Here is a 24965-nt window from a genome sequence, read left to right on the forward strand (position 1 = left end):
TGCTTCCTGCCTGATTCGGCGGCACCTGGCCGGCGATCGCGGGCGAGGCTTGGGGCGTCGCCCGCTGGTGGCCCCTGCTTCCCGGCTTGCGCCGGGCTGGGGCGGTGGAGATGAGCTTTCGCGTTCCTCCTCCGCTGGTTACGACGCCCGGGAGATGACCTTCCGCGCTCCTGCTGCTTTCGCCGTACGCCTACTCTCCTCTGCGAGGGTGTGCGGCCAGTGCCTTCTGAATCAGGGTTTCGAAGCGCTGGTGATCATATTTCATGAGAATCGCGACTTTGTCGGGGCGGCCTTCCTGGCGACGCCAGTCGACCACGGTCGCGCCGCGGCTGTGGGTGCCTTCAAGTTCGATCGAGACCGGCCGCGATTGCACGTCCTGGGCGCCGTCGGGTTCGAGCGCGAACGCCATCGCCAGGGCGTCGGCGGCATGCCAATGATCGCCGCGACGGTCGATCGACCACATCCGCGTCTTCTCGGAAATGCGCTCGTAGAACTTGCCGCGCGCCGAATCGGTCTGGAACCAGGTGAGCACGCGTTCGTGATGCAGGCCGTGGGCAATCACCGCCTCCCAGTCGGCCAGGTCGATGTGTTCGAAGGCTTCGAACACGATGTGCGCGGCTTCCGGATCGAAGTAGATGTTGAACTCCGCCGCCGGGGTAATGTTGCCCTGGCAGGTCACCGCGCCGCCCATCACCACCAGGCGCGCGATGCGCTGCGGCAGGGTCGGATCGAGCTTGAGCGCCAGCGCGACGTTGGTCAGCGGCCCCAACGCCACCAGCAACAGCTTGCCGGCGTGTTCGTGCGACAGGCGGATGATCGCGAGCGCGGCGTGTTCGGCTTCGACCTGGCGCTGGGCGGCTTCGTAGCCGACGTCGCCGAAACCGTCCTGGCCGTGCACATAGCCCGCGTCCGGCGAGGGATGCAGCAAGGGCGCATCGGCGCCGGCGAACACCGGCACGTCGACGCCGGCCACTTCGCACAACTTGAGCGCGTTGGCGACGGTGTGCTTGAGGCCGACGTTGCCGGCGGCGATGGTCAGCCCGACCAGTTCGTGGCGCGGATCGTTGAACGCCATCAGCAGCGCCAGCGCGTCGTCCACGCCGGGGTCGGTATCGATAAGCAGGGGAATGCGATCAGTCATGAAGCCACTCGTTCGTCGGTAACGGCCGCGTCGGCCGGGACAGCGTGCAGCGCGCCTTCGTAGCGCAACAGCTCGCCGAAGGGAAACAGGGAGAAAGCGACGGCGAAGCGGTAATGCTCGCCGTCTTCGATGCGCTTGTAGGCATCGGTGCGGGGAAACAGGAACAGCGGCAGCGGCACGCCGCGCACTTCGACGCCGCGCAAACGCCAGCGCCAGCCGCCGTCCTCGAGTTCGACACCGAGTTTCATCCGCGCCGGGCCGGTGCTTTCCAGCCAATGGCCATCGGGATAACGGCCGACCGGACGGAACACCGAGATCAGTTCGCTGCCGTCGTCGAAACGGCGTCGCCACTGCATGGCCTGCGCGTCATGGACGATGTCGACCCGGAAGCCGCGGCGTGCGCGATCGATCGGAATGCCGAGGCGTCGGGCGAGACGGCGGCCGATGTACCCGGCCGGACCGGTTCCGGTGGAAAGAGCGACCTGCCCGCCCAGGGTCCCGCCGCTGCGATGCAGCGCCTGCAGCAAGGGGTGCAGCCGGTCGAAAGCCGGGCCGAACCATTGCGTGGCCGCGTTTTGAAGGGCTCCCGGCATCCGGGTGGGGCGCTCCAGCTGGCGGGACACTATGCCATTGTTTGCCGTCGCGGGGAGTGTTCGATTGTGCCCGGCTTGCGGTCTTGGCGATGGCGCTCAGGCGCCGCCGCGACAGCCCTCGACGATCAGGCCGAGGCGATCAGGCCGAAGCGTATCTCGCCGCACCGCCGACCCAGCGCGAGACGATGCGTTCGGCCAGCTCCGGCGAGGTCTTCAGCAGGCGCTCGCCCAATTCCTGCACCAGCGGCAGCAGGTCGGCATCGCGGGCCAGATCGGCGACGCGGAAGCCGGCCAGGCCGGTCTGGCGGGTGCCGAGCAGTTCGCCGGGGCCGCGCAGTTCCAGATCCTTCTCGGCGATCACGAAACCGTCGTGGGTCTTGCGCATGGTGTCCAGGCGCTGCCGCGCCAGACCCGACAGCGGCGAGCGATACAGCAGCACGCAGCTCGACGCGGCGCTGCCGCGACCGACGCGTCCGCGCAGCTGATGCAACTGGGCCAGGCCGAGGCGCTCGGCGTTTTCGATGATCATCAACGAAGCGTTGGGCACGTCGACGCCGACTTCGATCACCGTGGTCGCCACCAGCAGGTCGAGTTCGCCCTCCTTGAACGCGCGCATCGTTTCCTGCTTTTCCTTGGCCTTCATGCGCCCGTGCACGAGGCCCACGCGCAAGGGCGCGAGCTGCTGCGACAGTTCCTCGAACGTGGTCTGCGCGGCCTGGGCGATCACCTCGTCGGAATCGTCGATCAGGGTGCAGACCCAGTACGCCTGCCGGCCTTCGGCGCAGGCGGTGCGGATGCGCTGCACCAGTTCCGGCCGGCGCTCTTCGCCGAGTGCGACGGTCTGCACCGGCGTGCGCCCGGGCGGCAGTTCGTCGATCGCCGAAACGTCGAGATCGGCGTAGGCGGTCATCGCCAGGGTGCGCGGGATCGGGGTCGCGGTCATCACCAACTGGTGCGGCACGATCGCATCGTCGCCGACCGCGCCGCCGGCGCCTTTGTCCCTCAAGGCCAGGCGCTGGTGGACGCCGAAGCGGTGCTGCTCGTCGACGATCGCCAGGGCCAGGTCGCGGAACGCCACGCCTTCCTGCATCAGCGCATGGGTGCCGACCACCACCTGCGCTTCGCCGTTGGCCACCTGTTCGAGCACCGCCTTGCGTGCGCGGCCGGTGACCTTGCCGGCCAGCCAGGCCACGCGCACGCCCAAGGGTTCGAGCCAGCGGCGCAGATTATTGAGGTGCTGCTCGGCCAACAATTCGGTCGGCGCCATCAGCGCGGCCTGGCGGCCGTGCTGCACGGCCAGCATCGCCGCGAGCGCGGCGACCACGGTCTTGCCGCTGCCGACGTCGCCCTGGACCAGGCGCAGCATCGGCGAGGGTTTGGCCAGGTCGGCGCGGATCTCGTCGAACACCCGCCGCTGCGCGCCGGTGAGTTTGAACGGCAACGCCTTGCGCAGTTTCTCGGCCAGCGGCATCTGCTTGAGCGGGCGCGACTTGTGCGCCTGCTGGCTGATGCGCTGGCGGCGCAGGCTGAGGTGGTGGGCGAGCAATTCTTCGAGTGCGAGCCGGCGCTGCGCCGGGTGGCGGCCGGCGATCAAGGCGGCCACGTCGGCGTCGACCGCCGGCCGGTGCACGGTCAGCAGCGCTTCGCGCAAGGTCGGCAGTTGCAGGCGCTCGCGCAGCTCGCGCGGCAGCAGCTCCAGCGAAGCATCGTCGGGCAGGCGGTCGAGGGCATAGCCGATCAGCCGGCGCAAGGTCGCCGGGCCGATGCCTTCGATCGCCGGATAGACCGGGTCGAGCTGTTCGCCCAGCGCGACCTCGCCCTCGTCGTCGAGCACGCGATAGCTGGGATGAACGATCTCGAGCCCATGCTGGCCCGGCTTCGGCGTGCCGTACAGGCGCACGCGCGCACCGATGCGGAACTGCGCGACCTGGGCGGCGCGAAAATGGAAGAAGCGCAGCACCAGCACCGAGCGCGAATCGTCGCCGACCGCAACGCGCAGCATCGGCCGGTAACGGAAGCCGCGGTCGACCGCCTCGACCCGGCCTTCGACCTGGGCGGCGACGCCGGGCTGGAGCAGCCGGATCGGGGTGATCTGGGTGCGGTCTTCGTATTGCCGCGGCAGTTGCAGCCAGAAATCCTGCAGCGTAGTCAGGCCGCGTGCGGCGAGCTTCTCGGCCACGCGCGGCCCCACCCCGGGCATCCGCGGCAACGGCTGTGTGTGGAGATCGACGGAGGGCCCGTCCTGACGGCTCGGCATCGCATAAGGATGCCGGGAACGGCGGCAAAGCTAAACCCCGGCGCGTCCCTGTGCCGGGTCTTAAGCGTGAACCCCGACGCATCGCGACGGCGAACGAAACCGCTGCCGCCGTCGAGGCTGGATTCTGCCGTGATCCCGCCGAAGCGGGAGCGACGGAACAACGAAACGACCGGCCCGGCCTCAGAACCTCGCGCTGAACTCCACGCCGTAGCTGCGCGGTTCGCTGACCCGCGCGCCGACCGTGCCGAGCACGTTCTTGCCGTAGGTGCCGAGCGCGTTGATGTACTGATTGTCGAACAGATTATTGCCGTAGGCGGCCAGACCCCAGCGCCCCTGCGGCGAGGTCCAGCCCACGCGCAGGTCGGTGCGGTTCTGCGCCTCGCCGAGGTTCAAGGCGGGGCTGACGCCGCAGCGGTTCTGCGCCTGCGACTCTTCGCTGCAACGGACCTTGCCGCGATAGGCGTGACGCAGGGAGAAGCGCAGGTCGCCGTGCTCGCCGAGGTTCCAGACGTAATGCGCGCCGCCGGCCATCGACCAGTACGGCAGACCGGTGGGATCGCCGCTGGCGTCGATACCGTCGGAGGTCACGTAGTTCTTGTAGGTCGAATCGATGAAACCGGCGTTGAAGTCGAGGCCGAAGTTGTCGGTGGCCTGCCAGCGCAGATCCAGATCGAGGCCGTAAGCTTCCAGGTCCGAGGTATCGACGACGAAACGCGGAATGTCGGTGCTGCTGTCCAGCCGCACCGCCTGGCGGTTGTCGTAGACGTAGTAATAGGCCGAGGCATTGAGCTGCACGCGCTGCTCGGGGAAGACCTGCTTGATGCCGGTCTCGAAGTTCCACACGTCCTCGTTCTCGAAACCGCTGCCGATCTGCAGCGAGTTGAAGCCGCCGGCCTTGTAGCCCTTGGCCAGCGAAGCGAACACCATGGTGTCGTCGCTGAAGTGGTAGTCGACGACGAAACGCGGGCTGAAATCGCTCCAACTGTTCGAAGTGCGGTTGAGCACGCCCTTGTTGAGCATCGCCGGCGGGTCGATGAAGGCGACGTCGAACACGAAGGCCTCGCGCGGCAGGCCGACCATGTCGAAGAAGCCGAAGGCCTGCAATTGGTTCAAGGTCGCGTCGAGGGTCGGTGCGGTACGCGGCGTGTTCAACCACGAGAACTTCTTCTCGTCGCGGGTGTAGCGCAGGCCGACGGTCAGGTTGAGCTTGTCGGTAGCGTGCCAGATCACGTCGCCGAACACCGCATAGGCCTTGGTATCGAGGGTGTTGTGGAAAGTCTCGTTCCAGCGGTGGCCGAGCAGGGTCAGGGGAATACCGTTGGCCTGCAGCAGGTCGTCGAAGAAACCGAACAGACGCCCGTCCGGAGTCGGCGCCAGACCGAGGTTGCGCACGATGGTGTCGACCGAATCGGTCAGCGCATTGACCTCGCTGGTCTGCCGGGCCTTCTCGTCGAAATAGCTGGCGCCGGCGATCCAGTCGAGCGTGTCGGTGCTGCCGCTGAACTTGAACTCCTGATAGAAGCTGCGGTTGCTCTCGGTGTTGGTCGAATCGACGTACAGATACTTGCGGTTGGTGCCGTCTTCTTCGACCCGGTTGACCGAGTCGTAGTCGCGCCACGAGGTGGTCGAGGTGAAGCCGCCCCAGTCGAAACCGTGGTCGACGATCAGGGTGACGCCGTCGAAACGCCGCGACTCTTCGTTGCCCTCGATGTCGACCGCCGTCGGGATCTTGCGCGGGTCGAGGTAAGCCGATTCGTCGACCGGCAGAGTCGGCAAGCCCGGCGCGGGCGGCAAGGCGACGATGCCGGTGGTGACCTGGCCGTTCTGGTCCAGGCTTTCGTGGTCCCAGCTCAGCAAGGCACTGGTGCGCTCGCCGAAGCGGATCTTGAAGGCCGCGCGCGTCGCCCAGTTGTTTTCCGGGCCGAGGTCTTCGCCGGTCACCGCGTCCTGAATCCAACCATCGGCGTGATTGACCAGGGCATTGAAGCGGAACGCCGAATGCTCGCCGGTCGGCAGGTTGAGCATGCCGTCGACGTATTGCTTGCCGTCGCTGCCCAAGCGCAAACGCGCCTTGACCTCGGTGGCGCTGAAGTCGGGCTTGCGGGTGATGATCGAGACCGCGCCGGCGGCGGTGTTGCGGCCGAACAGGGTGCCCTGCGGCCCCTTCAGCACTTCGATGCGCTCGACATCGGTGAACGGCAACAGCACGCCGCCGCCACGCCCGGCATACACACCGTCGACGTACACGCCGACGGCCGGATCGGTGCCGATGCCGAAGTCGTCGGTGCTGATGCCGCGCAACTGGAAGCCCGGCTGGGTCGGCTGCTGGCTGTCGACCACCAGGCCCGGCACGAAGCTGTCCAGGTCGCCCATGTCCTGCGCGGCGATGTCGTCGATGAGTTCGTCCGTCACCACCTGCAGCGCGATCGGCACGTCCTGCAGTTCCTGCTCGCGGCTCTGCGCGGTGACGGTGATCTTCTCCAGCTCCTTCGGCGCCGCCTCCTGGGCGTAGGCGACCGGCGCGGCCAGGGCGAAGGCGCCGCCGCAAAGCGCGGCGAGTGCGGCGGTGGTCGCGGTGACCAAACGGTGTTTGCGCAACGGCATCGGAAAGCTCCCCTCTCGTTCGTCGTAGACACGAACGCGCACGGCGGCGCGTTCCCCTCCCTGCCTTCCCCGACCCGCAGGTATCAGCCGCACTGCCCCTGTTGCGCGGCGATCCAGTCGCGGATCAGTCTTACCCCTTCGGTGTGCACGACACTGCGACCCAGCTCCGGCATCATCACCGAAGGATCGTCGCTGCGCATGCGATAGAGCAGGATCGATTGATCGGGTTTGCCCGGCACGATGTCGTGGCGGAAATCGCCGGTGCCCTTGCCGGCGGCGATCGGCAGCTTGCAGCGACCCAGCCGCATGGGCTCTTGGGTCGCCGCATCGAGCCACAGTCCCGAGGTGTTGCCCGGCCCTTTCGGGCTGTGGCAATGGCCGCAATTGATGTCTAGGTAGGCACGCGCACGCGCGTCCAGTCCCGCCTTGGCGTCGCGCCAGTTCGCATCGCGCGGCGCGGCAGCCGCGGTGGGCGCTCCGTGCAGATAGCCGGTGCGAGTCCAGCGCGCGATCTGATTGCTCAGCCCATCGTGGTAGGCGAAGTCGCGATTGAGATGGCGTGCCTTCGGCCCGATCGGCTGCAGCGCCTTGCTCTTCATGTCGACGCCGTGGCAGCCGGCGCATTGGTTCTGGTCCGGCACTTGGTATTCGGCCGCTTCGCGTTGGCCGTCGGCCGCGACCAGACTCAGCGAAATCAAGGCGCCGCTGCGCATCAACCTGGCCTCGGTCTGTTCGGCGTTCCAAACATAAGGCAAGGCAACCCAGCCGTCCTCGCGCCGTATCAACAGACGGGTCTCGATCAATCGAACCTGGTTCAAGGCCAGGCCGCCGCCGCGCAAGTCCGGGCCATCGTCGGCGCTGCGCAGCACCGCATCGCCGCCGGCCTGGCTGCGCGGGTAGTAGAAGGTCTTGCTGAAGATGGTTCCGACCGGGAAATCGAAGGCCTCGTCGGCCCGGTACTGCGCGGCCTGGCCCTTCGGCATCCATACCGTGCGCAGCTTGTGCGCGTAGTCGGAGAACAGCGGCGTGTTCAAGTCGTAGGGCACGACCCCGGCATTGAGCTTCAAGCGGCCGTCGGCGACGCGCAGCAGGTTCCATTCGGCCAGGGTCGGCGGCTGGCCGTCGGCGAAGAAATGCACCGGCGCCGGCGCCGACTCACGCGCGCATCCGGCCAGCAGCATCGACAGCCATACGGCAACGACCGAGCGCATCATCGTCCTGCGCATCAATCAACCGCGCTTGAGGTCGATCGCCGGCAGCTTCGGCAGGGTGCAGGCGTAGGACTTGAGGTCTTGGCTCGGGCTCTTGTAGCCGCCGGGACCATCGGCGTTGATCACGCCGGAGACGTCGCGGATGCAGATCTGCGGCCCGTCCTTGAGCGCCTTGTTCGCATACCCGTCCCACAGCACGTCGGGGAAGCGGCCGCTGAGGCCGTAGATCGCCGTCTTCAGGGCCTTGAGGTCGAAACCGTCGGGCGAGTCGCCGCCGCCGGACAGGCGATTGCCGTAGATCGAGATCCGCTCCGGATAGGGATCGAAGTCTTTCGCCGCCTTGTCGTCCTTGTAACCGGTCGAATACACGCTGGAGACGATGATGTTGGTGGTGGCGTTGTCGCTGATGTCGTTGTCGAAAATCTCGACGTCGTCGTTGGAATTCACCACCATGCCGCTGCCGGCCGGCACGCTGGCCACCGGCGTGCCCTTGGCGCCGAAGTTGGCGGTGTTGTTCTTGAACACCTTGTTCTTGAACACGCGGATCGCCCCGCCCTGCTGCGACAGCGCCGGCATGTTGAACACCAGGATGCCGCCGGTGTTGTTGGTGGCGACGTTGTCGTAAACGTCGGCGTTGATCGTGTTTTCGATCTCGATGCCGGCGACGTTGAACTCGGCGCGGCTGTTGCGCACGATCACGTCGCGCGACTGGCCGACGTAGATGCCGGCATCGGAAGCGCCGATGGCCACCGAGTTCTCGATCAGCACGTTGCGGGTCTTGACCGGGTACAGACCGTAGGCGCCGTTCTTGGTGCTCGGCCCGCCGGTCCACTCGACCCGCACGTTGCGGATGGTGATGTCCTGCGCCTCGTTGATCTTGAGGCCGTCGCCCTTGCTGTCCTCGATCGCCAGATTCTCGATGGTGAACTGGCTGGCGTTGACCAGCAGGCCTTCGGCGCCGGCCTTCTGGCCCTTGAAACTCAGCACCGACTTGTCCGGCCCGGCGCCGCGGATGGTCACGCCGTCCACGCGCAGGGTCAGGCTGCGGTCGAAGGTGTAGCGCCCGGCAGGCACCTCGATCACCTCGCCCGGCTTGGCGTCGAGCAGACGGGTGCGAAAGCTCTCGGCGAAGGCGGCGTCGCCGGCGGCGACCTGCGCGGTCGCGGTGTGCCGGGGCTGCTCGGGACCGCAGCCGGCGGTCAGGGCCGCGGCGGCGGCAAGGGCGAACGCCGGAATCTGTTTGCTCATGGATCTCCCCGTGATTGGCGACCGGGGCGCGGCGCGAATGCTCGCGTTGGGCGTCCCTCGTGGCTATGCGACGAGTCTCCGCCGCCGATGTGAGCGCGCGTGAGGGCGAATGCGGCACACTAAGGGGGCATTAGCGGTCAACCGTGCGGCCACGATCGTGAGGGGCGATGCGTCAGCCATCCGACCAGGACAGCGCCAAATCCGACATCGCCTTGATGTCGCCGAACCTGCTGTGGGGCTTGCTCGAGACCGCGGACCGGATCGGCGCGCCCAGCGACGATTGGTTCGCCGGCACCGGCCTGAGCCGCGCCCAGGTCAGCGACCCGGGCGTGCGCCTGCCCAACCGGCCGACCGCGATCGTGATCGACCGCGCCCTGCGCGTGCTGCCCGACACCATCGGCCTGGACATCGGCCGCAGCCAGCATGTCGGCAACTTCGGCCTGCTCGGCCTGGCGATGACGACCGCGGCGACCTTCGGCGAGGCCCTGCAGATCGGCCTGCGCTTCACTCCGGTGGTCGGCAGCCTGATGCGTTTCGTCGAAAGCGCCTCGGAATCCGGCACGGTCGCCCTGGCCGGGCAAATGACCCTGACCTATCCCTCGATCCACCGTTTCGTCTGCGAGGAGTTCTTCAGCAGTTGCCTCGCCCTCGCCCGCGGTTTGGTCGGCGAAGGCCTGCGGCCCTTGCGCATCGAGTTCAGTTATCCCGCGCCGGACTACGCCTCTCACTATCGCGACGTGTTCGACTGCCCGGTCGCGTTCGAACAACCGCAGAACCGGCTGGTGCTCGACGCGCAATGGCTGGCGGCGCCGCTGCCGACCCACAACCCGATCGCCTCGCGCCAGGTGCTGGCCCTGTGCGAGGCGCAGATGCCGGAAGGCGCGGTGCCCGGCGAGGTCACCGCCGCGGTCGAGCGCCTGCTGCGCGCGCAATTGCCGCAGGACCCCAAGCTCGCCGGCATCGCCGCGCAATTGCACGTCAGCGAGCGCACCCTGCGCCGGCAACTGACCGGCGAAGGCACCAGCTTCCACGAGATCCACGACCGTCTGCGCATCGACCTCGCCTATGCGCTGCTGCGCGAACGCAATCTCACCATCGCCAGCGTCGGCGCCGCCATCGGCTACAAGGACCCGCGCGATTTCCGCCGCGCCTTCAAGCGCCTGACCGGCGAAACCCCGCGCGCGCTGCGCGAACGCTTGTTGGCCGAGATTGCGCGCGAGCGCAGGTAGGGCTTGGCTCGGGAATCGGGAATCGGGAATCGGGGCGATGATTTGCGAGCTTGCGTCGCCCGGTCAAGGCTCGTCGCTATTGCGGATTCGCGGTCGCAGCTCGCGCAGTTCCTACTCTGGAGTTCATGCCCTGACCATGCCGGCGCAAACGCAAACGGCCGCCTCGTGACGGGGCGGCCGTTGCTGGAAACACCGGGCGCCGCGGTTTAGCGCAGCACCATCACCGCATCGACTTCGAACGCCACGCCGCGCGGCAGTGCCGACACTTCGACGGTCGAGCGCGCCGGATACGGCGGGTTGAAGTACTCGCCCATCACCGCGTTGACCTTGCCGAACGCGCCGAGGTCGGTGAGGAACAGGCCCAGGCGGGCGATGTCGGCGAGCGAGCCGCCCGCGGCTTCGCAGACCGCCTGCAGATTGCGGAACGCGCGATGCGCCTGGGCTTCGATGTCGCCCTCGATGACCAGGCCGCTGGCCGGGTCGAGCGGGATCTGGCCCGAAAGATAGACCGTATCGCCGACGCGCACGGCCTGCGAGTACGGGCCGATGGCGGCCGGAGCTTGGTCGGTGTGGATGATTTCGCGAGACATTTGGGGGCCGGGAATCGGGAATGGGGAGTCGGGATCTTAAAGCCGGGAATCGGGAATGGGGAGTCGGGAATCGTAAAAGCGAGGCGGTCCGTCTGGGCCTTGCGATTCCCAACTCCCCATTCCCGATTCCCGGCGGCGGCGGCAAAGCCGCCGCACCTACATCCGCTGCACGCCCAGCACCACCGCCAGCCTGCGCACGCGGCGCATGACGTCGGCCAGATGGCGACGATCGCTGACTTCGATGGCGAAACGCATGATCGCGATGTTGGCGTCGCGCTCCAGATATTCGACGCGGTCGATGTTGGATTCGGCCTCGGCGATCGCCGCGGCGACCTGGGCCAGCGAGCCGGGGCGGTTGTCGACTTCGATGCGCAGCGCGGCGGCGAAGTCGCCGGACACCTGGCGGTCCCAGCCGATCGCGACCCAGCGGTCCGGCGACTTGCGATAGTCGGCGACGTTCGGGCAGTCCAGGCGATGGACCACGATGCCCTTGCCGGCGGTGTGGTAGCCCATGATTTCGTCGCCCGGCAACGGCAGGCAACAGTTGGCGAAACTGATCACGCCGCGCTCGGCGCCGGTGATCAGGATCTTGTCCTCGGGCAGGCGCGGGCGGTCGATCGCGCGGCCGCGGGTCTTGCCCGGCACTTCGCGCGCCAGCGCCAGGGCGACCTGGTTCGGCATGCGGTTGCCCAGGGCGATATCGGCCAGCAAGGCCTCCAGGCGCGGATAGCGATACTCGGCGAGATAGCTTTCCAGGCGCAGCGCCGGAGTGCGGTCCAGCGAGGTCTCCAGCACTTCCAGCGCGCGGTCGAGCATGCGGTGGCCGAGCTGGACCGCATCCTCGTGTTCGAGCTGCTTGAGCTGCTGGCGGATCGAGGTGCGCGCCTTGCCCGAGACGACGAACTCCAGCCACTGCGGCTTCGGCGTCGACGACTTGGCGGTGATGATCTCTACGCGCTGGCCGCTGGCCAGCTTGGTGCGCAACGGCACCAGCTTGCCGTCGACGCGCGCGGCGACCGCGCGATTGCCGACGTCGGTGTGCACTGCGTAGGCGAAATCCAGCGCGGTCGAATTACGCGGCAGCGACATGATGTCGCCCTTCGGCGTGAACAGGTAGACCTCGTCCGGGAACAGGTCGACCTTGACGTTTTCGAGGAATTCCAGCGACGAGCCGGTCGAACGCTGCGACTCGACCAGGCTGGCGATCCAGCTGTGCGCGCGCGACTGCGCGCTGTTCGGACCTTCGCCGCCGTGTTTGTACGACCAGTGCGCGGCGATGCCGCGCTCGGCGATCAGGTCCATGTCCTCGGTGCGGATCTGCACTTCCACGGGCGAGCCGTAGGGGCCGAACAACACCGTGTGCAGCGACTGGTAACCGTTGGCCTTGGGGATGGCGATGAAATCGCGGAAGCGCGCATCCAGCGGTTTGTAGGCCGAATGCACCACGCCGAGGGCGTGGTAACAGTCCGGCACGCTGCGCACGACGACGCGGAAACCGAACACGTCCATGACCTGGTTGAAGCTCTTATGCTCGTGGTGCATCTTCATGTAGATGCTCCACGGCGATTTCACCCGGCTGATCAAGCGGTGTTGAAGTTTCTCCTTCGCCAGGCGCTGGGCCAGATGCGCTTCGATCTGGACCAGCGACTCGCGCCGCACCACCGGCTGGGTGCGGATGCGTTTTTCGATGACCGCGTGGCGCCAGGGATGCAGGGCGCGGAAACCCAGGTCCTGCAGCTCGGCCTTGATCAAATTCATGCCCAGGCGCTGGGCGATGGGCGCGTAGATCTCCAGCGTCTCGCGGGCGATGCGTTCGCGCGCCTCGGCGCTCTGCGCGCCGAGCGTGCGCATGTTGTGCAGACGGTCGGCGAGCTTGATCAGGATCACGCGTAGGTCGCGCGCCATCGCCAGCAGCATCTTGCGGAAGCTCTCGGCCGCCGCTTCCTGGCGATCGCGGAACTGCAGCTTGTCGAGCTTGGTGACGCCGTCGACGAGTTCGGCCACGGTCGGCCCGAATTCGGTCGCCAGGCATTCGCGGGTCAGCGGGGTGTCTTCGATGGTGTCGTGCAGGATCGCCGCAACCAGGGTCTCGACGTCCAGGCCCTGCTCGGCCAGCACCTTGGCGACCGCGACCGGATGGGTGATGTAAGGCTCGCCCGACTTGCGGGTCTGGCCCACGTGCGCGGCGGCGCCGACCGACCAGGCGCGACGCAGTTGCAGGCGTTGCGCTTCGGGCAGGTAGTGCGCGGCCAGTTCGAGCTCGCGCACATAGTCCGGCAGCTCCGTGTCGTCCAGAACGGCGGGATAGGTGCTCAGCGCGGGCTCGGCAGGGGTCATAACGGAAATTTACGCGGGCGATGGCTCAAGGTGCAACGCATCCATTGATATTGGGTGCGGCACGCAGGCAGCGCAGGCAAGCGGCGGGCCCCGATTGCGGCGCAAGGACGAGACATTCGTTCAGGAATGCGCCAACGGTCGCAGTCGGAAGGCGGCGAATACCGCGGCTGGCGCGTGATCGCGCTCGCGGCCGGCGCGGCCAGGCGCACGGCGTCGAGCGTCCCGCGGCGGCGGCACAAACGAAAACGGCCCCGCCTGGGCGGAGCCGTAAACGTAGCGGCCCCGCCAAGGCGGGGCCGCAATCGACTCCCCGCGCCGGAGCGCGGGGCCGGATGCACTCAGTCGTCGCTCTTCGACAGATCGTCGTCGGCGACCACTTCGGCGGCGGCCCATTCCAGGGCTTCGCGCTCTTTGCGCTCGCGCTCGGCCTTTTCGACCGCATCGATGTATTCGGGGTTGATCTGGCGCGCGGCGATTTCGCGCAGTGCCAGCACGGTGGGCTTGTCGTTGGCTTCGCTGTTGTCCAGCTGCGGCTCGACGCCGTTGGCCAGCTGACGCGCACGCTTGGCGGCCAACATGACGAGTTCGAAGCGGTTATCGACCACTTCCAGGCAATCTTCGACGGTAATGCGGGCCATGGGGCTCCTGGCGGCCGGTGGGCCGTCTTTACAAGCGGTTGGGGACCGGGGAGTTTAGACCGCTTGCCGGGCCGGGGCAAGGTTTCCTGCACCAAGCTCTTATGAATCAGACAGATACGGGCGGGATCGGGGTTCGTGACGATGGCTTTGCACGGGGGATGGGAACGGCCAAGAGCAAATCCCCCCTGCCCCCCTTTTTCAAAGGGGGGAAAGGCGGAGGCGGCGGGCTTGGAGGGACGCGAGTCTCGCCGGGGTTCGATTCCGAGCGCCGACTCCGGACTCCGACTCCCGATTCCCGATTCCCGGCCCTCAGCCCTCCTCGGCCAGCAACGCGGTGATCAGGCGGGAATGGCGGGCGACCTGCGGTTCGCGACGCAAGCGGCTGGCCAGGAAGATCGCGCACATTTCCTCGACCGCGGTGTCGAACACTTCGTTGACGATGACGTAGTCGAACTCGCCGTAATGCGACATTTCCTCGCGTGCGGCGTCCAGGCGCTGGCGGATCGTCGCCTCGCTGTCCTGGCCGCGCGTGCGCATCCGCGACTCCAGCGCCTGCCGCGACGGCGGCAGGATGAACACGCTGACCGCATCCGGCACCTTGGACCGGACCTGGCGCGCGCCCTGCCAGTCGATTTCCAGCAGCACGTCCTTGCCGGCGGCCAGGAAGGGCTCGACCGACTGGCGCGCCGAGCCTTTCCAGTCGCCGTGGACGCGGGCGTATTCGAAGAAATCGCCGGCCTCGACCATCGCCTCGAATTCCTGCGCGCTGACGAAGTGGTAGTGCTCGGCGTGGCGCTCGCCCGGACGCGGCTGGCGCGAGGTGAACGAGATCGACAGGCGGATGTTGGGATCGCGCGCCAGCACGGCGTTGACGATGCTGGATTTTCCGGCCCCGGACGGGGCCGCGACGATGTAAAGGGTTCCGCGCATAAGTCTCGGGAATGGGGAATGGGGAATCGTGAACAGGTGAGAAGAGAGAATCGAACCAGGCGACGATCGCCGCTTTTTTCGATTCCCTATTCCCTATTTTCTATTCCCGGCTACTCGATGTTCTGGATCTGCTCGCGGACCTGGTCGATCAGCACCTTGAGTTCGACCGCGGCCGCCGAGCTGCGCGCGTCGACCGACTTGGAGCCCAGGGTGTTGGCTTCGCGATTGAATTCCTGGAGCAGGAAATCGAGGCGGCGGCCGACCGCTTCGCGCAGCTTGAGCACGCGCCGCGCTTCGACCACGTGCGAATCGAGACGGTCGAGTTCTTCGTCGACATCGAGCTTCTGCAGCCACAGCACGAGCTCCTGCTCGACGCGGCCGTTGTCGGCCGGCTGGGCCAGATCGGCGAGCCGCGCCTCGAGCTTGGCGCGCTGGCCGGTGCGGATCGCCGGCATCAGCGTGCGCACCTCGGCGGCGATCGCGGCGATGCCGTCGACACGCTCGCCGATGACGGTCGCGAGCTTGCCGCCTTCGCGTTCGCGCGCGGCGACGAATTCGTCGAGCACGCTGTCCAGCAGCGCCAGCGCCGCAGCCTGCAATTCGGCCGGATCGGTGCTCGGCGCCTGCAGCACGCCGGGGAACTGCAGCAGATCGGTGAATTCGGTGCGCAGCGCCGGGAACCGTGCCGACAGGTCGATCGCCAGATCGCTGAGTTCGCGCAGCCGGGTCGGGTTGAGCTGCAGCGCGTCGCCGCCTTCCGGCGCGCGCAGGCGCAGGGTCAGGTCGAGCTTGCCGCGGCTGATGCGCGCGGAAATGCGCTCGCGCAGGGCCGGTTCGAGCACGCGCAGCTCGTCGGCCAGGCGCACCCCGAGCTCGAGGAAACGATGGTTGACCGAGCGCAACTCGCAGCCGAGCGTGCCCCAGGGTGTCACGCGTTCGCCGCTGGCGAAGGCAGTCATGCTGCGAATCATTCGCGAATCCCAAGCCTACAGGGAGCGAATGGTAAACTCGCCGGCCATCAAAACGGTAACTTCGCGCCCATGACCGGTCCCAACGCCGCCCCCAACGAGGCCCCGACCGGCCCCCTCGCCCGTCCCAGCGGCCGTACCGCGGGCCAAATGCGCGAAGTCCGCATCGAGCGCAGCTTCACCCGCCACGCCGAGGGCTCGGTGCTGGTCAGCTTCGGCGAGACCCGGGTGCTGTGCACCGCCAGCGTCGAAAACAAGGTGCCCTCGTTCCTGCGCGGCAAGGGCGAAGGCTGGGTTACGGCCGAATACGGCATGTTGCCGCGCGCGACCCACACCCGCAGCGATCGCGAGGCCGCACGCGGCAAGCAAGGCGGCCGCACCCTGGAAATCCAGCGCCTGATCGGCCGCGCCCTGCGCGCCTGCATCGACCGCAAGGCGCTCGGCGAGCGCACCATCACCCTGGACTGCGACGTCCTGCAGGCCGACGGCGGCACCCGCACCGCGGCCATCACCGGCGCCTACGTGGCCCTGGTCGACGCGGTGCGCTGGCTGCAGTCGCGCCGCGAGATCGCCCGCGACCCGATTTTCGGCGCGGTCGCCGCGGTCTCGGTCGGCGTCTACCGCGGCGTGCCGGTGCTGGATCTGGATTACGCAGAAGACAGCGATTGCGACACCGACATGAACGTGGTCATGAACGACGGCGGCGGTTTCATCGAGCTGCAGGGCACCGCCGAAGGCCACGCCTTCCGCCGCGAAGAGCTCGACGGCTTGCTGGCCCTGGCCGAAGCCGGCATCGCCGAGCTGATCCTCAAGCAGCGCGAGGCGCTGGCGGTCTGATCGCCGCGAACGGCTTCGAGTCCCGATGCGGACTCGAAGCCGCTGTCATCGTTTCGCTCTTCCGCTCGCGTGCTGGCCTCTCGCTGCGACACGCCCGTCGTTCCGGCGCGACGGGACAGCACTGCGAGCCCTTCCTGCACCCATCCGCTCGCGGCATCCGCGCCGGTCTTGCGCTCGCGGCGAAAGCCGAAAACCATCGGATTTCCCCTGACTTTCGGCGGTCGCGCCGAGCGTGGGCACCGATCGAGACGAGTGCCGACCTTCTCCGGCGATGGCGATTGCCGACGAATGCACGCCACGACCGCGCACCGCACCGCACCGCACCGCACGGGCAAAGACTGTGCGCTACCCGTCGCGCATCAGGCGCAATGCGCTTGATCGATATCCAACGAATCAACACGCGATATACGCGCAGCGCTGAAGACACACCCGCAGCATCGAACTGAACGCTACGCGTACGCTCGACGCGCATCGCGTCGCCGTACATGCAGTTCAAGCACGAGCATGCCACCAGAACCACGAAACCCTTCACGGATGCACGAAGCCGGGCTTCGTATAACGGCGGCGGCGTGCCAATCTGCAGCGGGCTCGATGGCGACACGCTCGGGCACGCGCATCATCGCGACGGCCAGGGAATGTGCTTTCTGCCGGACCGTCGCGTCCTCCCTCCCCTCCATTCGGCCGGCTTCGCCCGCCCTCCTACCGAAGGCGATGGCGACGGCCCCTCAGCAAGGTCCGCCATGAATCGCAGCATCGGCAGCATCGCCCTCGTCGTCGCCGATTACGACGAAGCCATCGCTTACTACACCCAGGCACTGGGGTTCGTCCTGCTCGAGGACGTCGACCAGGGCGGCGGCAAACGCTGGGTCCGGGTCGCGCCCGCCGGCGGCGCCCAGACCGCGCTGTTGCTGGCCCAGGCCGTCGGCGAGGAACAAGGCTCGCGCATCGGCAACCAGACCGGCGGCCGGGTCGGTTTTTTCCTGCACACCGACGACTTCTGGCGCGACCACGCGGCGATGGTCGGGCACGGCGTGCGCTTCATGGAAACTCCGCGCGTCGAGACCTACGGCACGGTCGCCGTGTTCGAAGACCTGTACGGTAATCGCTGGGATTTGCTGGAACTGAAAGCATGAGATTAGTGCTGGCCAGCAGCAACGCCGGGAAGCTGGCGGAACTGCGCGACCTGCTCGGCGACACCGGCATCGAACTGGTGGCGCAAACGGATCTGGGGGTCGAGGACATCGAGGAAACCGGCAGTACGTTCGTCGAGAATGCGCTGCTCAAGGCCCGTCATGCGGCCGCGGTCACCGGGCTGCCGGCGCTGGCCGACGATTCCGGCATCTGCGTCGACGCGCTCGGCGGCGCCCCCGGCCTGTACTCGGCCCGCTACGCCGGCCAGCACGGCGATGCCCAGGCCAATATCGACAAACTGCTCGCCGCCCTCAAGGACGTACCGGACGCCCAGCGCGGCGCGCACTTCTATGCCGTGATCGTGCTGCTGCGCCATGCCGGCGACCCGCGCCCGGTCATCGCCGAAGGCATCTGGCACGGCCGCATCCTGCACCAACGCCAGGGCGAACGCGGTTTCGGCTACCAGCCGGTGTTCTACGACACCGAGTACGACGTGTCCGCCGGCGAGATCGACGACGCCCTCAAGAACCGTGTCAGCCACCGCGCCCGCGCCCTGGCGGCGCTGCGCGAGCGCCTGCCGGAGGTCGCCAGGTGAACCGGATGATGCGCGCCGCCGCTCCGCCCCGACGCGCCTTTCGCACCGGCGGCCACACCGTGCTGTCGGTGGCCGTGCTGTACCTGCTGGCGATGCCGATCGCGATCTGGATCCGCCAGGACGGCCTCAGCGCCGGCACCCACCAGACCAACAGCTTCAGCTCGGAGATCGAGCTGGCGCTGTGGCTGCTGGCGACCCTGGTCGGGCTGGTCGCCCTGGCCGCCATCCAACGGGTCAGCCTGCAGGCCAGCCCCGGCCACACCATCGGCTACGCCAACATCACCACCGCCCATCGCACCCGCCGCTTCGCCCCGGGCGAGGTGGTGGGCATGTCCCTGCACCGGGCCAAGGACGGGCGCCTGCGCCTGACCTCGACCCTGGAACTGCGCCTGTCCCCGGCCCCGCACCGGCGCTGGAACACCGCCAGCATTTTCGACGGCGAAACCTCCGGCGACGGCAGCGCCGAGCCCCTGGCCACGATCATGCGGCTGGTCGTCCAGGCCCGCCCGGACGTGGCCATCGACGCCAATCTGCGCGCCCTGCTCGCCGTCACCCGCTACGGCGCGACGCGCGACCGGTAAGCTGTCGGCCCCTTCCGACTGTTTCCGGGCCCTCGGGTCCGGTCGAGCGCTGTTTGAGCGATACCCTGACCACCCCGCCGTTGTCGCTGTACGTCCACCTGCCCTGGTGCGTGCGCAAATGCCCGTACTGCGATTTCAACTCGCACGAATACAAGGGCGGCAAGGGCAGCGCCCTGCCCTACGACGCCTACGTCGACGCCCTGCTGGCCGACCTGGAGCACGACCTGCCCTTGGTCTGGGGCCGGCCGGTGCACAGCGTGTTCTTCGGCGGCGGCACCCCGAGCCTGTTCCCGCCCGAGTTCATCGACCGCTTTCTGCAGGGCGCCAGCGCCCGCCTGCGCTTCGCGCCGGGTTGCGAAATCACTCTTGAAACCAACCCCGGCACCGCCGAGCACGGCCGTTTCGAGCTCTATCGCGCCGCCGGGGTGAATCGGCTCAGCTTCGGCATCCAGAGCTTCGACGACGGCTGCCTGCAGCGCCTGGGCCGCATCCACGACAGCCAGGAGGCCGAGGCTGCGGTCAAGCTGGCGCAGGACGCCGGTTTCGACAACCTCAACCTCGACCTGATGTACGCCCTGCCCGGCCAGACCCTGGCGATGGCCGAGCGCGACCTGGAGCGGGCCTTCGCCCTCGACCCGGCCCACCTCTCGCATTACCAGCTGACCCTGGAACCCAATACCGTGTTCGCGGCGCGGCCGCCGCAGGGCATCCCCGACGAGGACAGCGCCTGGGACATCCAGGAGCACTGCCAGGCCTTGATCGCCGCGCGCGGCTACGAGCATTACGAGGTCAGCGCCTATGCGCGGCCGCAGCGCCGTTGCGCGCACAACCTCAATTATTGGCGCTACGGCGACTACCTCGGCATCGGCGCCGGCGCCCACGGCAAGATCACCCTCGGCGCCGAGCAGGCCATCCTGCGGCGCTGGAAGCACAAGCACCCGACCGAATACCTGGCCAAGGCCGGCACCGAAGCCGGGATCGGCGGCGACGACCGCATCGCGCCGGAGCGGCGGCCGTTCGAATACATGCTCAATGTGCTGCGCCTGGTCGAGGGTTTCTCGCTGGCCGACTACGAGGCCCGCACCGGCCTGGCCCGCGCCGCCATCGCCACGCAACTGCAGGCCGCCTTCGACGCCGGCTGGCTGGAACAAAACGGCGACCGGGTTCGTCCGACCGAGCTGGGGCGCCGCTTCACCAACGACGTGGTGGCGCTGTTCCTGCCCGACTGAGGGCCGCTCGATGACCGACTGAGCGAATTGCGCCGGTCGCAAACCGGGGGCCGCGGCAGATGCCGGGCCTCACAAGCCCGCGACCGGCCCCGGTGGACACTCGCCTATGGCCGCCCGAGCGGGTCGTTCGCGTTAGTGCCATTGGCCGCCTCCTGTCGGCTGCACGCCCACGCGCGGTCGTCGTCGGACCGTTTCGAGTTGGCGAGCGCCGGGGAGGCGTGGTTATATCTTGAGGTCGTCAGTACCGAATCCACATGTCCGCCACGTTTGATCCTCTGGACGCCTCGCTGCCGCGGGCCACCCTGGCCACGGCCGCGCTGCCTCGTCGCGTGCGCCGATTGCTGGAGCAGTTGTACGCCCTGATCTCCGACGAAACCGCGCCGCAACTGGAACGGATGCTCGCCGAGTTCGAGCAGCAGCTGTTCCGCCAGGCCGACCAGGCCCGCAATCCGAGCCTGCAATCGGGTTATCTGGAAACCCTGCGCCTGGTCCGGCTGCGCCGCGCCGACCTGATCCCGCGCTATCTGGTCGCGCTGGAAACCGCGCTGACCCGTGTGCGCCAGCCGGTCGCGCCGCGTTCGCAAGCGACGGTCGTGCCCAATTTCAGCGAGTTGCGCCTGGTCGACGACAGCGAGATCGACGAGAACACGGTGCTGCGCAGCATCGCCAGCCGCCACGAATCGCGCGCCGGCCTCGGCCTGTTGCTGCTCGGCCAACGCTTCGGCGTGCTCGCCGGCGCGCCGGCCTTCGATGCCGAACGCCTGCCGGTCGGCCCGCACCGCCTGATCCGGATCTTCGCCGACGTCTGCCTGCCCCTGCAGATCGGCCAGGAGTCGCGCCTGGATCTGTTCCGCGTATTCGACCAGCAGGTGATGCTGGGCTACGCGCAGATGGTCGAGGCCATGAACGCCCTGCTCGCACGCGAAAACGTGCTGCCGGGCCTGTCGTTCGTGCCGCTGCGCGCGCGCCCCAACGCCACGCCCCAGGGCGAAGCCGCGGCCGTCGACGCCCCGCGGCGCGAACCGGCGCCCGACAAGAACCACGGTCCGCAGGCGGGGCCGTCGCCCTCGGCACGGCCCGGCGACGAGCGTCCGCACACCGCCTGGCCCGGCCAGCAAACGGTGGCGCGGGCACCGGACGCAACCGATTTCGCGACCCTGCAGCAATGGCTCGGCGAACGCCGCGAACTGGTCGACAAGCTGCGTCCGCGCGGCGGCATCGCCGTGCCGGGCGCGGCCATGGATACCGCCGAAGTGTTGTCGGTGCTGAACCGGCTCAAGGACGAACTGCCGCGCGGCCCGCAGCCGCTGCGCAAGATCGCCGAGCTGCGCCAGTCGCTGCTGGAACACAGCGAGCCTCCGCCGGGCACGGTCGCCACACTGTCGCGCGACGACGGCGACGTGTTCGATCTGCTCGACATGCTCTATGACGAGATCGAGCAGCGCCTGCGCGGCGACGCGACCATCTCGACCCTGCTCAACCGCCTGCAGGCGCCCTTGCTGAACGCCGCGCTGCGGGACCGCAGCCTGCTCGAGCAAACCGAGCATCCGGCGCTGCAGTTGCTCAACACGGTCGCCGAAGCCGGCGCGCGCTGGACGCCGAGCGAAGACGTCGACCCGCAATTGCACGAGCCGCTGCGCCAGGCCGTCGACCACGTGGTCGAGCACTACGACACCGGCGCCGACGTGTTCGATACCGCCAACCTGCGGCTGCAGGAACAGTTGCAGAACCTCGCGCGCAAGGCCGAAGTTTCCGAACGGCGCCACGTCGAGGCCGCGCGCGGCAAAGAAAAGCTCGAGATGGCCAAGCGCCTGGCCAGCGAGGCGATCGAGCAGCACACCGCCGAGCAGCGCCTGCCGCGCTTCGTCCAGGCTCTGCTCAACCAGGCCTGGGCCGACGTGCTCACCCTGACCCTGCTGCGCCACGGCGAAGAGTCCGAAGCCTGGCAGCGGCAGTTGGAAACGACACGTCAGATCGTCTCGGCCAACCTCACCGGCGCCGATGCGCCGATGCCCTGCGGGCTCGACGCCGACATCGAACACGCGTTGACCCAGGTGGGCTATCACGGCGACGACGCCCGCGCGATTTCGCGCCAGCTCACGGTCGGCCCCGCGCACGAAGACGACGCCGCCTCGCGCACCGAACTTGCGATGAAACTGCGTTCGCGCAGCCGCCTCGGCGAAGACGCAGGCCCGGCCCGCTCGACCCTGCCCGCGCGCAACGACGACGAACAACGCTGTTGGGAACAGATCCGCAGCCTGCCGTTCGGCACCTGGTTCGAGTTCGTGCAGAACCAACAAGGCGACGCAGTGCGTCGGCGCCTGTCGTGGTTCAGCCCGGTCACCGACAACGCCTTGTTCGTCAATCAACGCGGCCAGCGCGCCGGCGAACAGTCGCTGGACAGCCTCGCCCGGATGATGGCGCGCGGCCAGGCGCGGGTGGTCGTCGAAGAACGCAGCCGCCTGGTCGATCGCGCCTGGCATGCCGCGCTCGACGTGCTGCGCGGTTTCGGCGGCAAACGCCCGGCCGATCCGGCCGGTGCATGAGAGCAGGCCTATGAACGAAGAATTCCGCCGCACCCGTCGTCGCCGACTCGCCGAAACGGTGCAGGTCGTCGACACCATGACCGAGACCGTGATCGGCCATCTGGGCAATTTGTCCGAGACCGGGATGATGCTGATCGCCAACACGCCGCTGGTCGACGACGCGCTGTACCAACTGCGCTTCAACCTGCGCGACGCCCCCCAGCACACCTCGCCGATCGAAGTCGGCGCGCACCTGCTGTGGCAGGATCGCGCCAGCGTGCCCGGCCAGACCTGGACCGGCTTCCGTTTCATCGCCATGCCCGAAGACGGCATGCAGCACCTGCGCCAGTGGCTGGACCTGCCCGGCGGCAGCTACGAGTAAGCGGTTCCCGCACCAGGCTGTTCTCCCTATCGCGCCTGCGGCGAGCGTGGGCCATGCAAGGCGAGAGGGCCGAAGCGAAGGTACTGCCCCCCCGCCGGCGCAAATCCTGCCCCGGCGAATTACGGCAAAATGGGCCGGTTTCCTCCAGGCCAGGCCCGCAATGAACGCTTCCGCCCGCACCGCCGATCAGTCCGCCCTCGACACCCACGCCCTGTACCGGCAGCACTTCGCCGAATTGCAGCGCCGCTGCGAGCAGGCGCTGGAACGCGGCGGGTTCGATCACCTGGTGGTGCCGAGCGGCACCTTGCACTACCAGGTCTTCGACGATCGCGATTACCCCTATGCGGTGAACCCGCAGTTCAAGGCCTGGGTGCCGCTGACCCGCAACCCCGGCAGTTGGCTGGTAGCGACGCCGGGTCATAAGCCCAAGCTGATCTATCTGCAGCCCTTCGACTACTGGCACGTCGTGCCGCAGGCGCCGAACGGCTGGTGGGTCGATCACTTCGAGGTGATCGTGATCCGCCAGCCCGAGCAAGCGCTGGCCCACCTGCCCAAGGACCCGGCCCGCTGCGCGATTCTCGGCGAAGCGCAGAGCGCGCTCGGCGCCGGCAGCGACCGCGCCTTCGTGCCGAACAATCCGCCGGCGGTCATCGACTATCTCGAATACCACCGCGCCTACAAGACCCCGTACGAAGTGGCGATGATGCGCGAAGCCACGCGCAAGGGCGTGCGCGCGCATCGCGCCGCCGAGGCCGCGTTCCGCGCCGGCAAGAGCGAGTTCGACATCCACCTCGCCTATTGCGGCGCCGCGCGCCAAGACGCCAACGAACTGCCCTACGGCAACATCGTTGCCCTCAACCAGAACGGCGCGGTGCTGCACTACATGGAACTCGATCGCGAAGCCCCGGCGCAATCGCGCAGCTTCCTGATCGACGCCGGCGCCAGCCACCACGGCTACGCCTGCGACATCACCCGCACCTACGCCAGCGACGGCGGCGGCGAATTCCAGGCCCTGATCGACGCCGTCGACGCCGCGCAGCGGAAGATGTGCGACCAGGTCCGCGCCGGTACCGACTACAAACGCATCCACCTCGACGCCCACCTGGCCCTGGCCGGCATCCTCAAAGACGTCGGCGTGCTCAAGGTCTCGCCGGAAGCGGCGGTGGCGACCGGCGTCAGCGGCGTGTTCTTCCCGCACGGCATCGGCCACGGCATCGGCCTGCAGGTGCACGAGGTCGCCGGCTTCGCCGCCTCCGACCGCGGCGGCCGCATCGACAAGCCCGCCGGCCATCCCTACCTGCGCATGACCCGCGTGCTCGAAGCCGGCATGGCGGTGACGATCGAACCCGGCCTGTACTTCGTCGACTTGTTGCTCGACGGCCTCAAGCAGGGCGAACACGCCGGCAGCGTCGACTGGGACCGCATCGAACAGTTCCGCCCCTTCGGCGGCATCCGCATCGAAGACGACGTGGTCTGCACCGACGCCGCGCCGGTCAACCTGACCCGCGACGGCTTCGCGGAAGCGGCCTGACCCCCGCGTGCGGCGCATCCTGTTCGTCTGCAGCCAGAACAAACTGCGCAGCCCGACCGCCGAACAGGTATTCGCCGCGCGCGACGGCCTCGACGTCGCCTCGGCCGGCCTCAATCACGACGCCGAGCAGCCGCTCGGCGCCGAACAGGTCGAGTGGGCCGAGCTGATCTTCGTGATGGAAAAGGCGCAGCGCAGCAAGCTGCAGCGCAAGTTCCGGGCGCAGCTGCGCGGCAAGCGCGTGGTTTGTCAGGATATTCCGGACGAGTACGAGTACATGGCGCCGGAATTGGTCGCCTTGTTGCGGGCGCGGGTGCCGCGGCATTTGTGATGAGTGTGCTGCCGGCCCGGCGCCCCGTTGCCGTTGCCGTTGCCGTTGCCGTTGCCGTTGCCGTTGCCGTTGCCGTTGCC

The 24965-nt window shown here is 68.0% G+C and carries 21 protein-coding genes; 10 read left to right on the top strand and 11 right to left on the bottom strand.

Features of this window, described 5'->3' with window-relative positions; genetic code table 11:
• Nucleotides 1-190: 190 nt before the first annotated feature.
• The 6 genes from EX88_RS0114130 to EX88_RS0114155 all read right to left on the bottom strand — a co-directional run bounded on the left by EX88_RS0114130 (nucleotide 191) and on the right by EX88_RS0114155 (nucleotide 9054).
• A complete protein-coding gene (locus tag EX88_RS0114130) occupies nucleotides 191-1141 on the bottom strand; it encodes a nucleoside hydrolase (RefSeq protein ID WP_031372637.1) in 951 nt (316 codons plus the stop codon).
• The gene (locus EX88_RS24600; RefSeq protein WP_081930988.1) at nucleotides 1138-1734 is read right to left on the bottom strand and encodes a DUF4166 domain-containing protein; all 597 of its coding nucleotides are present in this window, start codon (nucleotides 1732-1734) and stop codon (nucleotides 1138-1140) included. Before EX88_RS24600 ends, EX88_RS0114130 begins: the two co-directional genes overlap by 4 nt.
• 139 nt (nucleotides 1735-1873) lie before the next feature.
• Complete coding sequence (gene recG, locus EX88_RS0114140) at nucleotides 1874-3991, bottom strand: ATP-dependent DNA helicase RecG (RefSeq protein ID WP_031372639.1); 2118 nt, start codon at nucleotides 3989-3991, stop codon at nucleotides 1874-1876.
• 180 nt (nucleotides 3992-4171) lie between these two features.
• Nucleotides 4172-6595 carry a TonB-dependent receptor gene (locus tag EX88_RS0114145; RefSeq protein WP_031372640.1) on the bottom strand — a complete coding sequence of 808 codons (2424 nt, stop codon included), beginning with the start codon at nucleotides 6593-6595 and terminating at the stop codon, nucleotides 4172-4174.
• An 83-nt stretch (nucleotides 6596-6678) separates the two neighbouring features.
• Nucleotides 6679-7806, bottom strand: coding sequence for an SO2930 family diheme c-type cytochrome (locus tag EX88_RS0114150; protein ID WP_031372641.1), 1128 nt, complete (start codon nucleotides 7804-7806; stop codon nucleotides 6679-6681).
• Nucleotides 7807-7824: 18 nt separating this feature from the next.
• Nucleotides 7825-9054 (bottom strand): parallel beta-helix domain-containing protein, encoded by a 1230-nt coding sequence (locus EX88_RS0114155; RefSeq protein WP_031372642.1) that lies wholly within the window; start codon nucleotides 9052-9054, stop codon nucleotides 7825-7827.
• A gap of 167 nt (nucleotides 9055-9221) precedes the next feature.
• On the opposite strand from EX88_RS0114155, the gene EX88_RS0114160 reads away from it, so the two are divergent.
• Nucleotides 9222-10283 (top strand): AraC family transcriptional regulator, encoded by a 1062-nt coding sequence (locus tag EX88_RS0114160; RefSeq protein ID WP_051885114.1) that lies wholly within the window; start codon nucleotides 9222-9224, stop codon nucleotides 10281-10283.
• 206 nt (nucleotides 10284-10489) lie between these two features.
• On the opposite strand, the gene EX88_RS0114165 is transcribed toward EX88_RS0114160, so the two are convergent.
• The 5 genes from EX88_RS0114165 to EX88_RS0114185 all read right to left on the bottom strand — a co-directional run bounded on the left by EX88_RS0114165 (nucleotide 10490) and on the right by EX88_RS0114185 (nucleotide 15749).
• Nucleotides 10490-10873: a RidA family protein gene (locus tag EX88_RS0114165; RefSeq protein WP_031372644.1), complete on the bottom strand. Its 384-nt coding sequence runs from the start codon at nucleotides 10871-10873 to the stop codon at nucleotides 10490-10492.
• 156 nt (nucleotides 10874-11029) lie between these two features.
• The gene (locus tag EX88_RS0114170) at nucleotides 11030-13210 is read right to left on the bottom strand and encodes a RelA/SpoT family protein (RefSeq protein ID WP_031372645.1); all 2181 of its coding nucleotides are present in this window, start codon (nucleotides 13208-13210) and stop codon (nucleotides 11030-11032) included.
• A 338-nt stretch (nucleotides 13211-13548) separates the two neighbouring features.
• Complete coding sequence (rpoZ, locus tag EX88_RS0114175) at nucleotides 13549-13848, bottom strand: DNA-directed RNA polymerase subunit omega (protein ID WP_031372646.1); 300 nt, start codon at nucleotides 13846-13848, stop codon at nucleotides 13549-13551.
• A 309-nt stretch (nucleotides 13849-14157) separates the two neighbouring features.
• Entirely contained in the window at nucleotides 14158-14778 is a 621-nt protein-coding gene (gmk, locus tag EX88_RS0114180) for a guanylate kinase (protein WP_031372647.1), read from the bottom strand.
• Between the two features lie 110 nt (nucleotides 14779-14888).
• Nucleotides 14889-15749, bottom strand: coding sequence for a YicC/YloC family endoribonuclease (locus tag EX88_RS0114185; RefSeq protein WP_031372648.1), 861 nt, complete (start codon nucleotides 15747-15749; stop codon nucleotides 14889-14891).
• 69 nt (nucleotides 15750-15818) lie between these two features.
• Here EX88_RS0114185 and rph point away from each other — a divergent pair, with 69 nt between their 5' ends.
• The 9 genes from rph (at nucleotide 15819) to EX88_RS0114230 (ending at nucleotide 24885) form a co-directional block, all read left to right on the top strand.
• Entirely contained in the window at nucleotides 15819-16583 is a 765-nt protein-coding gene (rph, locus tag EX88_RS0114190) for a ribonuclease PH (RefSeq protein ID WP_051885115.1), read from the top strand.
• Nucleotides 16584-17323: 740 nt separating this feature from the next.
• Entirely contained in the window at nucleotides 17324-17716 is a 393-nt protein-coding gene (locus tag EX88_RS0114195; protein ID WP_031372650.1) for a VOC family protein, read from the top strand.
• On the top strand, nucleotides 17713-18309 hold the full coding sequence (gene rdgB, locus EX88_RS0114200) for an RdgB/HAM1 family non-canonical purine NTP pyrophosphatase (protein WP_031372651.1): 597 nt from the start codon (nucleotides 17713-17715) through the stop codon (nucleotides 18307-18309). Before EX88_RS0114195 ends, rdgB begins: the two co-directional genes overlap by 4 nt.
• A complete protein-coding gene (locus tag EX88_RS0114205; protein WP_152566272.1) occupies nucleotides 18306-18890 on the top strand; it encodes a hypothetical protein in 585 nt (194 codons plus the stop codon). Before rdgB ends, EX88_RS0114205 begins: the two co-directional genes overlap by 4 nt.
• Nucleotides 18891-18943: 53 nt before the next feature.
• The gene (hemW, locus tag EX88_RS0114210; protein WP_081930990.1) at nucleotides 18944-20119 is read left to right on the top strand and encodes a radical SAM family heme chaperone HemW; all 1176 of its coding nucleotides are present in this window, start codon (nucleotides 18944-18946) and stop codon (nucleotides 20117-20119) included.
• 254 nt (nucleotides 20120-20373) lie between these two features.
• Complete coding sequence (locus tag EX88_RS0114215; RefSeq protein ID WP_051885116.1) at nucleotides 20374-22665, top strand: DUF1631 family protein; 2292 nt, start codon at nucleotides 20374-20376, stop codon at nucleotides 22663-22665.
• 10 nt (nucleotides 22666-22675) lie between these two features.
• On the top strand, nucleotides 22676-23026 hold the full coding sequence (locus EX88_RS0114220; RefSeq protein ID WP_031372655.1) for a PilZ domain-containing protein: 351 nt from the start codon (nucleotides 22676-22678) through the stop codon (nucleotides 23024-23026).
• Nucleotides 23027-23186: 160 nt separating this feature from the next.
• On the top strand, nucleotides 23187-24557 hold the full coding sequence (pepQ, locus tag EX88_RS0114225; protein WP_051885117.1) for a Xaa-Pro dipeptidase: 1371 nt from the start codon (nucleotides 23187-23189) through the stop codon (nucleotides 24555-24557).
• A 7-nt stretch (nucleotides 24558-24564) separates the two neighbouring features.
• A complete protein-coding gene (locus EX88_RS0114230; RefSeq protein WP_031372657.1) occupies nucleotides 24565-24885 on the top strand; it encodes a low molecular weight protein tyrosine phosphatase family protein in 321 nt (106 codons plus the stop codon).
• Nucleotides 24886-24965: the final 80 nt, after the last annotated feature.

Source organism: Lysobacter antibioticus (assembly GCF_000731095.1).
GTDB classification, from domain to species: Bacteria; Pseudomonadota; Gammaproteobacteria; order Xanthomonadales; family Xanthomonadaceae; genus Lysobacter; species Lysobacter antibioticus_B.

Coding starts and splice junctions, on each gene's coding strand:
- EX88_RS0114130 (WP_031372637.1), bottom strand. CDS start 1,141: ATGACTGATCGCATTCCCCTGCTTATCGATACCGACCCCGGCGTGGAC.
- EX88_RS24600 (WP_081930988.1), bottom strand. CDS start 1,734: ATGCCGGGAGCCCTTCAAAACGCGGCCACGCAATGGTTCGGCCCGGCT.
- recG (WP_031372639.1), bottom strand. CDS start 3,991: ATGCCGAGCCGTCAGGACGGGCCCTCCGTCGATCTCCACACACAGCCG.
- EX88_RS0114145 (WP_031372640.1), bottom strand. CDS start 6,595: ATGCCGTTGCGCAAACACCGTTTGGTCACCGCGACCACCGCCGCACTC.
- EX88_RS0114150 (WP_031372641.1), bottom strand. CDS start 7,806: ATGCGCTCGGTCGTTGCCGTATGGCTGTCGATGCTGCTGGCCGGATGC.
- EX88_RS0114155 (WP_031372642.1), bottom strand. CDS start 9,054: ATGAGCAAACAGATTCCGGCGTTCGCCCTTGCCGCCGCCGCGGCCCTG.
- EX88_RS0114160 (WP_051885114.1), top strand. CDS start 9,222: ATGCGTCAGCCATCCGACCAGGACAGCGCCAAATCCGACATCGCCTTG.
- EX88_RS0114165 (WP_031372644.1), bottom strand. CDS start 10,873: ATGTCTCGCGAAATCATCCACACCGACCAAGCTCCGGCCGCCATCGGC.
- EX88_RS0114170 (WP_031372645.1), bottom strand. CDS start 13,210: ATGACCCCTGCCGAGCCCGCGCTGAGCACCTATCCCGCCGTTCTGGAC.
- rpoZ (WP_031372646.1), bottom strand. CDS start 13,848: ATGGCCCGCATTACCGTCGAAGATTGCCTGGAAGTGGTCGATAACCGC.
- gmk (WP_031372647.1), bottom strand. CDS start 14,778: ATGCGCGGAACCCTTTACATCGTCGCGGCCCCGTCCGGGGCCGGAAAA.
- EX88_RS0114185 (WP_031372648.1), bottom strand. CDS start 15,749: ATGATTCGCAGCATGACTGCCTTCGCCAGCGGCGAACGCGTGACACCC.
- rph (WP_051885115.1), top strand. CDS start 15,819: ATGACCGGTCCCAACGCCGCCCCCAACGAGGCCCCGACCGGCCCCCTC.
- EX88_RS0114195 (WP_031372650.1), top strand. CDS start 17,324: ATGAATCGCAGCATCGGCAGCATCGCCCTCGTCGTCGCCGATTACGAC.
- rdgB (WP_031372651.1), top strand. CDS start 17,713: ATGAGATTAGTGCTGGCCAGCAGCAACGCCGGGAAGCTGGCGGAACTG.
- EX88_RS0114215 (WP_051885116.1), top strand. CDS start 20,374: ATGTCCGCCACGTTTGATCCTCTGGACGCCTCGCTGCCGCGGGCCACC.
- EX88_RS0114220 (WP_031372655.1), top strand. CDS start 22,676: ATGAACGAAGAATTCCGCCGCACCCGTCGTCGCCGACTCGCCGAAACG.
- pepQ (WP_051885117.1), top strand. CDS start 23,187: ATGAACGCTTCCGCCCGCACCGCCGATCAGTCCGCCCTCGACACCCAC.